At 64.4% G+C, this 13,226-nt stretch carries 8 protein-coding genes; 4 read left to right on the forward strand and 4 right to left on the reverse strand.

All coding sequences use genetic code 11. The features are described from left to right. Nucleotides 1-740: 740 nt before the first annotated feature. A complete protein-coding gene (gltB, locus tag FS320_RS07005; protein WP_152710408.1) occupies nucleotides 741-5,402 on the forward strand; it encodes a glutamate synthase large subunit in 4,662 nt (1,553 codons plus the stop codon). A gap of 19 nt (nucleotides 5,403-5,421) precedes the next feature. Then, a complete protein-coding gene (locus tag FS320_RS07010; RefSeq protein ID WP_152710373.1) occupies nucleotides 5,422-6,843 on the forward strand; it encodes a glutamate synthase subunit beta in 1,422 nt (473 codons plus the stop codon). A 76-nt stretch (nucleotides 6,844-6,919) separates the two neighbouring features. Here the strand turns inward: FS320_RS07010 and FS320_RS07015 are convergent, their stop codons facing one another. Continuing rightward, entirely contained in the window at nucleotides 6,920-8,161 is a 1,242-nt protein-coding gene (locus tag FS320_RS07015; protein ID WP_162002867.1) for an SGNH/GDSL hydrolase family protein, read from the reverse strand. 57 nt (nucleotides 8,162-8,218) lie between these two features. Then, nucleotides 8,219-9,445, reverse strand: coding sequence for a lytic murein transglycosylase (locus tag FS320_RS07020; RefSeq protein WP_152710375.1), 1,227 nt, complete (start codon nucleotides 9,443-9,445; stop codon nucleotides 8,219-8,221). 333 nt (nucleotides 9,446-9,778) lie between these two features. Here FS320_RS07020 and galU point away from each other — a divergent pair, with 333 nt between their 5' ends. Continuing rightward, nucleotides 9,779-10,645, forward strand: a complete 867-nt coding sequence (galU, locus tag FS320_RS07025; protein ID WP_152710409.1) for a UTP--glucose-1-phosphate uridylyltransferase GalU — start codon at nucleotides 9,779-9,781, stop codon at nucleotides 10,643-10,645. 64 nt (nucleotides 10,646-10,709) lie between these two features. After that, entirely contained in the window at nucleotides 10,710-11,705 is a 996-nt protein-coding gene (locus FS320_RS07030) for a KpsF/GutQ family sugar-phosphate isomerase (protein WP_152710376.1), read from the forward strand. A 60-nt stretch (nucleotides 11,706-11,765) separates the two neighbouring features. Here the strand turns inward: FS320_RS07030 and FS320_RS07035 are convergent, their stop codons facing one another. Both FS320_RS07035 and FS320_RS07040 read right to left on the reverse strand, forming a co-directional pair. After that, nucleotides 11,766-12,215 carry an NfeD family protein gene (locus FS320_RS07035; protein WP_152710377.1) on the reverse strand — a complete coding sequence of 150 codons (450 nt, stop codon included), beginning with the start codon at nucleotides 12,213-12,215 and terminating at the stop codon, nucleotides 11,766-11,768. After that, nucleotides 12,212-13,198 carry an SPFH domain-containing protein gene (locus FS320_RS07040; protein ID WP_152710378.1) on the reverse strand — a complete coding sequence of 329 codons (987 nt, stop codon included), beginning with the start codon at nucleotides 13,196-13,198 and terminating at the stop codon, nucleotides 12,212-12,214. Before FS320_RS07040 ends, FS320_RS07035 begins: the two co-directional genes overlap by 4 nt. Nucleotides 13,199-13,226 lie beyond the last annotated feature (28 nt).

Raw genomic sequence — 13,226 nt, forward strand, 5'->3', positions numbered from 1 at the left:
GCATCAACATAGGCGGCAAACCGCGCCTCGCGCGTCTCTGATGGGATAGGAAGGTTCATCACACGCCTCCGCATGATGGATCTCCCGACTATAGCTCGCCTCGTGAGTTTATGACACAGTAGTACTAGAGCATCGGCTCGAAAAGGGGAATGCCCGTTCTGGGCATGCCCGGATGCTCCTGCCGTCTAGGTAAGTGCTCGCTCCGGCCAGCCACGGCAACATGTCAAGATCATTGACCCATCGGTGGAGACTTTCGTTCCTAAGCCCCAAAAGCTGTTTTTGTTACATTCGGAGTCATCGGCTTGTAACTTTTGTCTAAAATATTTCTAAACCCTCTTGTGCACTGCGCTGAACTCTGGCACCTTGCCTCTATTAGGACAGCGATGCTGTCCCTTTTGGAGTGTCTGCACTCCTTACCTTTCGCCCTGGGGTTTTCTTGATGCTTCGCCTAACGCGAACGAAACGAGATACCAACAAAGCCGCCCGCAAAACGTGGGCGGAACGGGCGACTCTGGGCTGAACTCTGAAAGCCCAAAGGATGCCCGCGAGGAGCGGGCTCCCCTGCCGGACCCAACCCTCGAAAACCCGAAGAAGCGGCGGGCGCCCGGACGATCCGATCATCCGGCGAGCCCAAAAGCCGCCTCAAAGAACCTTGAAGACGTGTTCGGATGTGAGGATCTGCCATGAGCGACGAGCCGACTAAGAGCCTGGAAGCCCAAGTGCCAAGCCGTACGGCCACGATGGCGGATACGGTCAAAGTGGTGCGTGATCCGGGCCTGCCGTCCGCCCAGGGCCTCTATAACCCTTCCAACGAGCAGGATTCCTGCGGCGTCGGCTTCATCGCCGACATGAAGAACCGCAAGACGCACGACATCGTCGAGCAGGGCCTGTCCATCCTGCACAATCTCGACCATCGTGGCGCGGTGGGCGCCGATCCGAAGATGGGCGACGGCTGCGGCATCCTGGTTCAGATCCCGCACAAGTTCTTCGCCGCCGAATGTGCCAAGGTCGGCATCTGGCTGCCCGAGGAAGGCCAATACGGCGTCGGCCATCTGTTCATGCCACGCGATCCCGAGGGCTTTCAGCTCGTCGAGGAGATCGTCACCAAGGCGATCACCGACGAGGGCCTGCAGGTTCTCGGCTGGCGCGAAGTGCCGGTGGATTCGAGCGATCTCGGCGAGAGCGTGAAGGCCACCGAGCCGCAGCACCGCCAGATCTTCATCGGCAAGGGCAAGGGCATGGACGATGCCGAGACCTTCGAGCGTCGCCTGTTCATCGCCCGCAAGGTCATCTCCAATGCCGTCTACGACATGAAGGACGCGCGCACCGCCGGCTATTATCCGGTCAGCCTGTCCTCGCGCACCATCGTCTACAAGGGCATGGTGCTCGTCACGCAGCTGCGCGACTACTACCTCGACCTGCAGGACGAACGCTTCGAGAGCGCCATTGCCCTCGTGCACCAGCGCTTCGCCACCAACACCTTCCCGACCTGGCAGCTCGCACATCCCTACCGCATGGTCGCCCATAACGGCGAGATCAACACCCTGCGCGGCAACGTGAACTGGATGGCGGCCCGTCAGGCTTCGGTCGATTCCGAACTCTTCGGCAACGACATCTCGAAGCTCTGGCCGATCTCCTACGAGGGCCAGTCCGACACGGCCTGCTTCGACAATGCGCTCGAATTCCTGGTGCGCGGCGGCTATTCCCTGTCGCATGCCATGATGATGCTCATTCCGGAAGCATGGGCCGGCAACCCGCTCATGAACGACGATCGGCGCGCATTCTACGAATATCACGCGGCCCTCATGGAGCCGTGGGACGGCCCAGCCGCCGTGTGCTTCACCGACGGCAAGCAGATCGGCGCGACGCTCGACCGCAACGGCCTTCGTCCGGCCCGCTATCTCGTGACCGATGACGGCCTCGTGGTGCTCGCCTCCGAGATGGGCGTCCTGCCGATTCCTGAGGAGAAGATCGTCGAGAAGTGGCGTCTGCAGCCGGGCAAGATGCTTCTCATCGATCTCGAGGAAGGCCGCATCGTCTCCGACGACGAGATCAAGCAGCAGCTCTCGGACGCCCATCCCTACAAGGAATGGCTGAAGCGCACGCAGATCGTGCTTGAGGATCTCAAGCCCGTCCAGGCGCGCGAGTCCCGCACGGACGTGTCTCTCCTCGATCGCCAACAGGCCTTCGGCTACACCTCGGAGGACCTGAAGCTCCTCATGCAGCCCATGGCCGTCACCGGCCAGGAGGCTGTCGGCTCCATGGGATCGGACACGCCGATCTCCGCTCTCTCCGACAAGCCGAAGCTGCTCTACACCTATTTCAAGCAGAACTTCGCCCAGGTGACGAACCCGCCGATCGATCCGATCCGCGAAGAACTCGTCATGAGCCTGGTGTCATTCATCGGCCCGCGTCCGAACATCCTCGATCTGGAAGGCACATCGCGCCGCAAGCGGCTGGAGGTGCGCCAGCCGATCCTCACCAACGAGGATCTGGAGAAAATCCGCTGCATCGGCCATTTCGAGGACCGCTTCGACACGAAGACCCTCGATATCACCTATGACGCGGAGCTCGGAGCCGCCACCCTCGACGGCGCGCTCGACCGTCTCTGCGACCGGGCGGAGGCGGCGGTGCATGGCGGCTACAACATCATCATTCTCACCGACCGCATGGTTGGCCCGGACCGCATCCCGATCCCGGCGCTGCTCGCCACCGCGGCCGTGCACAACTACCTGATCCGCAAGGGTCTGCGCACCTCGGTCGGCCTCGTGGTCGAGTCCGGCGAGCCGCGCGAGATTCATCACTTTGCGTGCCTGGCCGGGTACGGCGCGGAGGCGATCAACCCGTATCTCGCCTTCGAGACCATCGAAGCCATGCTTGAAGCCGGCGAGTTGCCGGAGGAAGTGGACGCGGACGAGGCGATCAAGCGCTACATCAAGTCCATCGGCAAGGGCCTGCTCAAGGTGATGTCCAAGATGGGCATCTCCACTTATCAGTCCTATTGCGGCGCGCAGATCTTCGACGCGGTCGGCCTCCGGTCCGACTTCGTGTCCCGTGACTTCTTCGGCACGGCGACCACCATCGAAGGCATCGGCATGGATGAAGTGGCGGAAGAGAACGTGCACCGCCACCGCGACGCCTTCGGCGACGCGCCGATCTACCGCAACGCGCTCGATGTCGGCGGCGAATACGCTTACCGCCAGCGTGGCGAGGTGCATGCCTGGAACCCCGATACGGTCGCGACGCTGCAGCACGCCGTGCGCCTCAACGCGCAGGACCGCTACCGTGAATATGCCCGTCTCGTGAACGAGCAGGACAACGAGCTCAAGACGATTCGCGGCCTCTTCCGCATCAGGAAGGCGGAAGAGACGGGACGTGCGCCCGTTGCCCTGAGCGAAGTGGAACCGGCCCAGGAGATCGTGAAGCGCTTCTCCACCGGCGCCATGTCCTTCGGATCGATCTCGAAGGAAGCGCACGAGACGCTGGCGCTCGCCATGAACGCCATCGGCGGCAAGTCCAACACCGGCGAAGGCGGCGAGGAGCCGGAGCGTTTCCGTCCCCTGTCGGATGGACGCTCCAAGCGTTCCGCCATCAAACAGGTGGCTTCCGGCCGCTTCGGTGTGACGACGGAATATCTCGTCAATGCCGACATGATGCAGATCAAGGTGGCCCAGGGCGCCAAGCCCGGCGAAGGCGGTCAGCTGCCCGGCCATAAGGTCGACGCCAAGATTGCCCGCGTGCGTCACTCGACCCCCGGCGTCGGCCTCATCTCGCCGCCGCCGCACCACGATATCTACTCCATCGAGGATCTGGCACAGCTGATCTTCGACCTGAAGAACGTGAACCCGTCAGCCGACGTATCGGTGAAGCTCGTGGCGGAAGTCGGCGTCGGCACGGTGGCGGCAGGCGTCGCCAAGGCGCGCGCCGATCACATCACGATCTCGGGCTTCGAGGGCGGCACGGGTGCGTCTCCCCTCACCTCGTTGAAGCATGCCGGCTCGCCCTGGGAAATCGGCCTTGCCGAGACCCAGCAGACCCTGGTGCTCAACCGTCTACGCGGCCGCGTGGCCCTGCAGGCCGATGGTGGTCTTCGCACGGGCCGCGATGTCATCATCGCAGCACTCCTCGGTGCCGACGAGTTCGGCTTCTCGACCGCGCCGCTGATTGCGGCCGGCTGCATCATGATGCGCAAGTGCCATCTCAACACCTGCCCTGTCGGCGTTGCCACGCAGGACCCGGTGCTGCGCAAGCGCTTCAAGGGCTTGCCCGAGCACGTCATCAATTACTTCTTCTTCGTCGCCGAGGAAGTGCGCGAGCTGATGGCCGAGATGGGCTTCACCACCATCGACGAGATGATCGGCCAGTCCGATCTGCTCGACAAGAACTCGGCCATCGATCACTGGAAGGCGAAGGGCCTAGACTTCACGAAGCTGTTCCACAAGCCCGAAGCAGGACCGAACGTGGCGATCAGTCACCAGGAGCGTCAGGCTCACCCCATCGCCAACGTGCTCGACCGCGAGTTCATCGCGCAGGCCGGTCCTGCGCTGGAGAACGGCGAGGCCGTCACCATCGAGGCTCGGGTGCGCAGCTCCGACCGCACCGTAGGCGCCATGCTCTCCGGTGAGGTGGCGAAGCGCTACGGCCATGAGGGACTGCCCGACGACACGATTACCGTGAAGCTGAAGGGCACTGCGGGCCAGAGCTTCGGCGCTTGGCTTGCGGCAGGCGTGACGCTCAACCTCGAAGGCGAAGCCAACGACTACGTCGGCAAGGGCCTCTCGGGCGGCAAGATCATCATCAGCCCGTCGTCTGCCTCGAAGGCGGCGCCGGAGCGCTCCATCGTCGTCGGCAACACGGTGATGTACGGCGCGATTGCCGGTGAAGCATATTTCCACGGCGTCGCGGGCGAGCGTTTTGCCGTGCGCAACTCCGGTGCCATCGCGGTGGTTGAGGGCACGGGCGACCACGGCTGCGAATACATGACCGGCGGCCTCGTGGTCGTGCTGGGACAGACCGGACGGAACTTCGCGGCAGGCATGTCGGGCGGCATCGCCTACGTGCTGGACGAGGACGGTACGTTCACGAAGCGCTGCAACCTGTCCATGGTCGATCTCGAACCCGTCGAGGAGGAGGAGGACCTGATGCGCCGCCTCCACCATCACGGCGGCGATCTGGAGACCAAGGGCCGCATCGACATCATGGCCAACATGTCAGGCCCCGATGAAGAGCGTCTGATGCAGCTCATCACCAATCACCACACCTATACGGGCTCGGCGCGCGCCAAGGAGATCCTGGACAACTGGACGACCTACCGCACCATGTTCGTGAAGGTCATGCCGGTCGAGTATCGCCGTGCGCTCCAGGAGATGGATCGTCTCCGGAACCTGCAGGCGGCGGAATAAGGATTAAAGGGGCAAACCCATGGGCAAGGTCACAGGCTTTCTCGAATACGACCGGCAGGAGCAGAAGTATCAGCTCGCCGGAGAACGCGTGCGCCACTTCCGCGAGTTCACGCTGCCGCTCGACGACAACGACCTGAAGAAGCAGGCGGGACGCTGCATGGATTGCGGCATTCCCTTCTGCCATGGTCCGACGGGCTGTCCGGTGCACAACCAGATTCCCGACTGGAACGATCTGGTCTGGTCCGACGACTGGGAGGAGGCTGCACGCAACCTCCACACCACCAACAACTTCCCCGAATTTACGGGGCGCATCTGCCCGGCTCCGTGTGAGGAAGCCTGCACGCTCAATCTCGAAAACCAGCCGGTCACCATCAAGACCATCGAGCAGGCCATCGCCGACAAAGCGTGGGAGATGGGCTTCGTAAAGCCGGAGCCGGCCGATGTACAGACCGGCAAGCGCGTGGCCGTGATCGGATCGGGTCCTGCCGGCATGGCAGCGGCCCAGCAGCTCGCCCGCGCCGGCCATGAGGTGCACGTGTTCGAGCGCCAGGCCAAGCCCGGCGGGCTGCTGCGCTACGGCATCCCGGACTTCAAGATGGAGAAGTACCACATCGATCGCCGCGTGAAGCAGATGGAAGCGGAAGGCGTGATCTTCCATTGCGGCGTCAATATCGGCGTCGACAAGAGCTTCGCCTCGCTCCACAACGAGTTCGACGCGGTGCTGTTCGCCGGCGGTGCGGAAGATCCGCGCAACCCGAACCTGCCGGGGCAGGATCTCCTCGGCGTGCATTACGCGATGCCGTATCTGACCCAGTCCAACCAGCGTGTCGGCAACGAGGACGTCACGGCGGAACCCATTCTCGCCAACGGCAAGCATGTGGTGGTCATCGGCGGCGGCGATACGGCATCCGACTGCGTAGGCACCGCCTTCCGTCAGGGCGCGCTCTCCGTGACGCAGCTCGACATCCGTGCGAAGCCCCCGGAGCGCGAGGACAAGCTCACCGTATGGCCCTATTGGCCGACCAAGATGCGCACCTCCTCGTCCCAAGCGGAAGGCGCGGAGCGCGAGTTCCAGGCTGCGACTCTCGGTGTCGTCGGCAAGAAGGGTCGCGTGAACGGCGTGCAATGCGCCCGCGTGGACGAGAAGCGCCAGCCCATCCCAGGCAGCGAGTTCGTGCTCAAGGCGGATCTCGTCTTCATCGCCATCGGCTTTGCCGGCTCGATCAAGGAAGGCCTGCTGGACGAGTCGGGCGTCACTATCGACCGTCGCGGTAACGTGGTGGCCGACGACAAGAGCTACCGTACGTCCAGCGAGAAGGTTTTCGTCGCCGGCGACATGCGGCGCGGTCAGTCGCTGGTGGTATGGGCCATCCGCGAAGGCCGCCAGGCCGCCCGCTCCATCGACACCTTCCTGATGGGCTCCAGCACCCTGCCGGTCTGATCCATCCGTTCGCCTAAACGAAAGCGGCGGTTCATTTTGCGAAATGAACCGCCGCGTTTTTGTTGTCTGGATGTCTTTAAGGATTGGGCCAGCGGAAATCGTCGGCCCGACCGGGCCGGGAGCCCGGTGCGATTCCCACCCGCAAGGCCCGCTGGACCGTATAGGCATTGTCCCCGGTGAGCTTTGGCGGTGCCGATACCAGCGTCCCTCCTGGAGCCACGTCCTGGCGGGTCAGCGGCAGGACAGGTCCGACCAGCGGCTTTGATGGCAGGGGGATCGGTGCAGCAGCATCCGGCGGCGCCGGGAGTGCCGCCTCGATCGAGGGAGCGGAAGACCCATCCGCGGGCGTGATATCGGCCGGACCGGGAGCCGCCGCCGTTCCACCCTGCCCCAAGATGCGCTTGATCTCGGTATCGGCGAAGAAGGCGACCTTGCGCGAGCCGGCGCGGGTGAAGAACATGCCCTCGTTGGTGCGCAGCTTGGCAGGCTCGCCGTCCACATCGGGCCCCTCGGCCGTGTAGCGGTTCTCGTCGTCTACGAAACCCGGCCAGATATCGACGTAAGCGCCGCCGCCACGCTGGACGCTTTCCTTGTAGATCTCGTTGATGGCGACCAGATCCTCGGACGCCTTGCTGTTCTTCATCGGCGGCAGGCCGATCCAGACCACGGGAATCTTGCGCTCCTTGAACGTGTTCACGATCGCATCGACGCGCTGGCGGTAGAGGTCCTTCCACCGATCGGTCAGCGGCTCGACGGACTCCTCGCCTTCTTTGATCGCCTGCCGGTCGCTCGTACCGAGCATCACCACGGCAACGGTCGTCTTCTGTCCGCTATCAAGGGTCGAGTTGATGAAATTGGGCCAATCGGCCGGATCGGTACGGACGAGGCTTGTATCCCTGATCTTGGGAACGACCGCCACATCCTGGTTTTCGGCGAAATGCGCATCGAGCCCTTGGCGGGCAAATCCGGCCAGGGCGTCCCCGAACACCACCACGTAGGTGCTCGGATCGACCTTCGGCTTTTCCTGTTTCGCAACGACCGCCGGTGACGGAACGGACTTGCGCGGCCGCGCGACGGGCGCGCGCGTCGGCTGAGACGGCTCGTCCGGGGCCCCGAAAAAGCGCCTGAGGCTGAAGCCCTGCTGCGGCTGAGGCTGCGCGGGCTGCACGAGTTTTCCGGGATAATAGCCCGGAGGATAGGCCCGCAGATCGCGCTGGCCCTGCGGCTGGTAGCCGGACTGGGCCATGGCCGCGTTGCCCCCGAGGACGGCCAGCAACAGCGCCAGGGATGCTCGGCGAAGGATCGGCACCATGGTCATAGGCGGTTCCATTTCATTTCGGACCAGCCCTGAGTATAGAGCCCTGCGGGAACTCCGTCAGCGGGTCGCGCGCAACTCACGCAAGACCGCGTAATCGGCATAGCCATCCGGGATCAAGCCACGGCGCAGCTGGAAGTTCCGCACGGCCTTCCGGGTCTTGGAGCCGAGCTTGCCGTCCGTATTGCCCTCATAGAACCCGAGGCCGGCGAGCCGCTCCTGCAATTCCTGGCGCTGATCCTTGTCGAGCATAGGCTGGTCCTTGGGCCAGGCGCCCTGGATCGGCGATCCGCCCAGGAGCCGGTCGCCGAGATGGGCAACGCCCATCGCATAGGCGTCCGAGGAGTTGTAGGCCTTGATCACGTCGTAGTTGCGCGTCACCAGGAAGGCGGGACCGCCCGCGCCCCCCGGCAGGAACAGGCTGGCCTCGCCCGAGCGGGGCATGGCCCGTCCATCAACGCGCCGCACGCCTACGGCCTGCCATCGGGCGAAATCCTGCCTCAAATGCCGGTAATCGAACCCGCGCGGCAACGCCACCTCGAAGCCCCAGGGCAGTCCCGCCTCCCAGCCGTGCTGGCGCAGGTAATTGGCCGTGGAGGCCATGGCGTCGGGCACCGAGGACCAGATATCCCGAATTCCGTCCCGATTGCCGTCAACGGCGAATTTCATGAAGCTCGAGGGCATGAACTGGGTCTGTCCCATGGCGCCGGCCCAGGAGCCCAGCATCTTGGAGCGGTCGATATGCTCGCCTTCCAGGATCTGGAGCGCGGTGAGCAGTTCCTCCTTGAAGAAATCGTCCTGGTAGCCGGTATAGGCCAGGGTCGCGAGCGCCCGCACCGCATAGATCGAACCGGTGAAGCTGCCGAAATTGGTCTCCATGCCCCAGATGCCGAGAACGACAGAGCGCGGAACCCCATAGGTCTGCTCGACGACAGCCAGGGTCTTAGACCACTCGGCCGCCATCTCCTGGCCGCGCTTCAGGCGCTGGGCCGAGATGGCGCCGTTGATGTAGTCCCAGATCGGGCGGACGAATTCGGACTGCTTTTTCGTGAGAGCGATGATCTTGGTATCGGGCTCGACGCCCCGGAACGCCTCCTCGAAGGTCGCCCGCGACACCCCTCGCGCCTTGGCGGCGGGCCAGAGCCCCTGGACGAAGCGCTGGAAGCCGGCTTGGGAGGATTCCTGCGCCTGCACGGGCGGAACGCTACCGCCTGCACCCACGGTGAGACTCAAACCGAGAAGGAGTGCGCCGGAAAGGCGGCACACCAGAGAAAGCGGCTGGCGCATGGAAGTCGCTCACGAACAGGACAGATCTGCCCTGCCAATGCGACACTAAGCAGGTTAACAGCCGGTTGATAGCTCCCCATGTTGATAGTGCGTCCTTATGTGTCCACGGGGCGGGCAGCTGATGGGCCTCCTCAAAACCGCCTTTGTTGGCAGCTTAACCACAACACGTCAGCTCCAATTCAGGTTGGGAGCCGCAACGAGGCGCATGCAACGCTGGAACATCGGAAGCACTGCCGCGTTGGACGGTGCCGAAGCTTGACAGTTATCGGTTCCCTTTTCCCGGTCCTGACTTAGATTACCCTTCCCTCTTGATGCTCAATCATGGCCCAATCAATGAAGCGTATCCGCAAAGCAGTCCTTCCCGTCGCGGGTCTCGGCACCCGCTTCCTGCCTGCCACCAAGGCCGTTCCCAAGGAGATGCTCTGCGTCGTCGACCGCCCCGTCGTGCAGCATGTGGTGGATGAGGCGCGCGCCGCCGGCATCGAGCATTTCATCTTCGTCACCGGCCGCAACAAGGCCGTGATCGAGGACCATTTCGACATTGCCTACGAGCTGAACCGCACGCTGGAAAGCCGCAACAAGACGAAGGAGCTGGAGCTTCTGGCCAAGGACCAGCCCCAGGCCGGCCAGACGAGCTTCACCCGCCAGCAGGAGCCGCTCGGGCTAGGCCACGCGGTCTGGTGCGCCCGCGAGCTCGTGGGCGACGAGCCCTTCGCCGTGATCCTGCCCGACATGCTCAGCCGCGGCTCCATGGAGCAGATGATCGCGGCCCATGACAAGCATGGCGGCAACATCATCGCCGTGGAGGAGGTGCCCGAGGATCAGACGCATCAGTACGGCATCGTCTCGGTGGGCCAGGAATTCGGCCAGACCTTCGAGATCACCGGCATGGTGGAGAAGCCGCCGAAGGGCACCGCACCCTCGAACTACATCATTTCCGGCCGCTACATCCTGCAGCCCGAGATCTTCGACCTGCTCTCCACCCAGGAGCGCGGCGCCGGCAACGAGATCCAGCTCACGGATTCCATGATCCGGCTGATGAAGCAGCAGCAGTTTTTCGGCATGAAGTACCAGGGCAAGACCTACGACACCGGCTCCAAGATCGGCTTCCTCATGGCCAACGTGGCCTATGCCCTGGAACGCGAGGAGCTGTCCGCCGAGTTCCGTCGGGAACTCGAAGCCCTGCTGCGGCAGAAGTAAGCAAGCTCCAGGGATCCTCATGCAAGGGTTCCTCATGGCCGCCCGTCTGTGCTAGAGGGCGGCCATGGCACTTGCACGAACAGCCCCCCTTTCGCCCGATCCGGCCGTCGCCTCGGCCCTGCGCACGCTCGAAACCGAGCGGGACGGCCTGACGATCCTGATGGACGCCATCGGCAACGGCCTCGGCCCCGTCTTCACAGCTGCAGTCGAAACCCTCGCGGCGGCCAAGGGGCGGGTCATCGTCACCGGCATGGGCAAGTCCGGCCATGTGGGGCGCAAGATCACCGCCACCTTCGCCTCGACAGGCACGCCCGCCCATTACGTCCACCCGGCGGAGGCGAGCCACGGCGACCTGGGCATGATCCAGACGGACGACGTGATCATCGCCCTGTCGTGGTCGGGAGAGACCGCGGAACTCGCCGACATCATCGGCTATTCGCGGCGGTTCCGGGTGCCCTTGATCGCGCTCACCTCGAACGCGGAATCGACCCTCGGACGCGCGGCCGACATCTGCCTCACCCTGCCGCGGGCCAAGGAGGCCTGCCCCAACGGCCTCGCGCCGACCACCTCGACCACGATCCAGCTCGCGCTCGGCGATGCCCTGGCGGTTGCCCTGCTGGAGAAGCGCGGCTTCACGGCAGAGCATTTCAAGGTCTTCCATCCCGGCGGCAAGCTCGGCGCGCGGCTCAAGCTCGTGCGCGACATCATGCACAAGGACGAACGCCTGCCTGTCGTCCGCATCGACGCCCGCATGGACGAGGCCATCGGCGAGATCGGCCGCAAGGGCTTCGGCGCCGTGATCGTGGTGAACGACGATGGGACGCTCGCGGGCATCGTCACCGACGGTGACCTGCGCCGCAATCTCAAGCCCGACCTCATGACCCTTCCGGTATCGGCGATCATGACGAAGGCGCCGCGGACCATCGCGCCGGACGCCCTCGTCGCCACGGCCCTGGAGATGGAAGAAGCCTCCAGAATCACGGCCCTGATCGTGGTCGAGGACGACCGACCCATCGGCCTCGTGCATTATCTCGACCTGCTGCGCGCCGGCTCGGCGTAGAGGTTCTTGCTCGTCGCATTGCCCAGGCGGCGTACCGGTGTCCACTTCGCCTGAAGATGCTTACGGATCGTCGACGACGAGCGTCGAGCCCTCGACCCGCACCACGCGCACCTTGGCGCCGGCGAACCGGTCGGCGCCCGTCACCCGCCAGGAGCTGTCGTCGACCCGGATCCGCCCCTCGCCGTCCTTGATCGGCGCCTCGAGGGTGAAGACCCGTCCGACGAGTGACTGGCCGCGCTGATTGAGCGGCGTGGCCTCGGCATCGGGCTGCGTCGTCGAACGGGTGGCGAACCGCCCCAGGATGACCGCTCCCACGGAGAGCAGCGCGAAGAGGAGTGCCGCAGCCTGCCAGGACAGGCCGAGCAGGGCATCCAGCAATCCGGTGGCGATGGCCGCGAGACCGAGCCAGAGGAAGAACGAGCCTGGAGCGAGAAGCTCGACGCCGATCAGGATGACGCCAAGGATGATCCAGGCCCAGGCGCCTAGGCCGATGAACGCGTCGGCGATCATGAGCGCTCGGCTCCGCCGGCGACCGTGGGAACGCTGCGCACGGGCTTGTTGAGACCTGCCCCGCCCTCGCCGAACACGGATTTGGTGAGTTCGGCGATACCACCCAGCGTTCCGGCAAGCCCTGCCACCTCGATGGGCACGATCACCACCTTCTGGTTCGGCGCCGACGCGAGCGCCCGGATGGCGTCGATGTATTTCTCCGCCACGATGAAGTTGGCCGCGGCGAGATCGCCCTTCGCAATGGCCTCGCTGACCATGCCCGTGGCCTTCGCCTCGGCTTCCGCCTGCCGCTCGCGGGCCTCCGCATCGCGGAAGGCCGCTTCCTTCCGGCCCTCCGCGGCGAGAATCTGCGACTGTTTCTGCCCCTCGGCGCGCAGGATCTCCGCCTGACGCAGCCCTTCTGCCTCGAGCACGGCGGCGCGTTTCTCGCGTTCGGCCTTCATCTGCCGTGCCATGGCGCCGGCGAGATCCTGCGGCGGCAGGATGTCCTTGATCTCGACGCGGGTGACTTTGGCGCCCCAGGGAGACGCCGCCGCGTCCATGACCCGCAGGAGGCGCTCGTTGATCTCGTCCCGGTGGGACAGGAGCTGGTCGAGATCCATGGAGCCGACGACCGTTCGAATATTGGTCATGGTCAGAACCAGCAGGGCTTGGTTCATATCCGAGACTTCGTAGGAGGCCCGGGCCGCATCGAGGATCTGGTAGAAGGCGGCAGCATCGATGGTGACGCCGGCATTGTCCCGGGTGAAGGCCTCCTGGCTCGGAACGTCGAGCACCTGCTCCATGACGTTTACCTTTTTGCCGACCTGATCGATATAGGGCACGATCAGGCCGAGCCCCGGAGTGAGCGTGCGCGAATAGCGCCCGAACCGCTCCACCGTATAGGCATAGCCCTGTGGAACCGTCCTGATGCCCATGGCGATCGTCACCACCACGACGAGCACCAGTACGATGACGAAGATGTCGAAACCACTCAGCGGCATGAGTCCCCCAGGCAACTCCGTTGCAGAG

It is taken from the genome of Microvirga tunisiensis (genome assembly GCF_009296175.1).
GTDB lineage: Bacteria > Pseudomonadota > Alphaproteobacteria > Rhizobiales > Beijerinckiaceae > Microvirga > Microvirga tunisiensis.

Bases quoted from the DNA above. Each gene is read 5' to 3' on its own strand.
- FS320_RS07015 (WP_162002867.1), bottom strand. From the start codon at position 8,161: ATGACCATGGTGCCGATCCTTCGCCGAGCATCCCTGGCGCTGTTGCTG.
- gltB (WP_152710408.1), top strand. From the start codon at position 741: ATGGCGGATACGGTCAAAGTGGTGCGTGATCCGGGCCTGCCGTCCGCC.
- FS320_RS07010 (WP_152710373.1), top strand. From the start codon at position 5,422: ATGGGCAAGGTCACAGGCTTTCTCGAATACGACCGGCAGGAGCAGAAG.
- galU (WP_152710409.1), top strand. From the start codon at position 9,779: ATGAAGCGTATCCGCAAAGCAGTCCTTCCCGTCGCGGGTCTCGGCACC.
- FS320_RS07030 (WP_152710376.1), top strand. From the start codon at position 10,710: ATGGCACTTGCACGAACAGCCCCCCTTTCGCCCGATCCGGCCGTCGCC.
- FS320_RS07020 (WP_152710375.1), bottom strand. From the start codon at position 9,445: ATGCGCCAGCCGCTTTCTCTGGTGTGCCGCCTTTCCGGCGCACTCCTT.
- FS320_RS07040 (WP_152710378.1), bottom strand. From the start codon at position 13,198: ATGCCGCTGAGTGGTTTCGACATCTTCGTCATCGTACTGGTGCTCGTC.
- FS320_RS07035 (WP_152710377.1), bottom strand. From the start codon at position 12,215: ATGATCGCCGACGCGTTCATCGGCCTAGGCGCCTGGGCCTGGATCATC.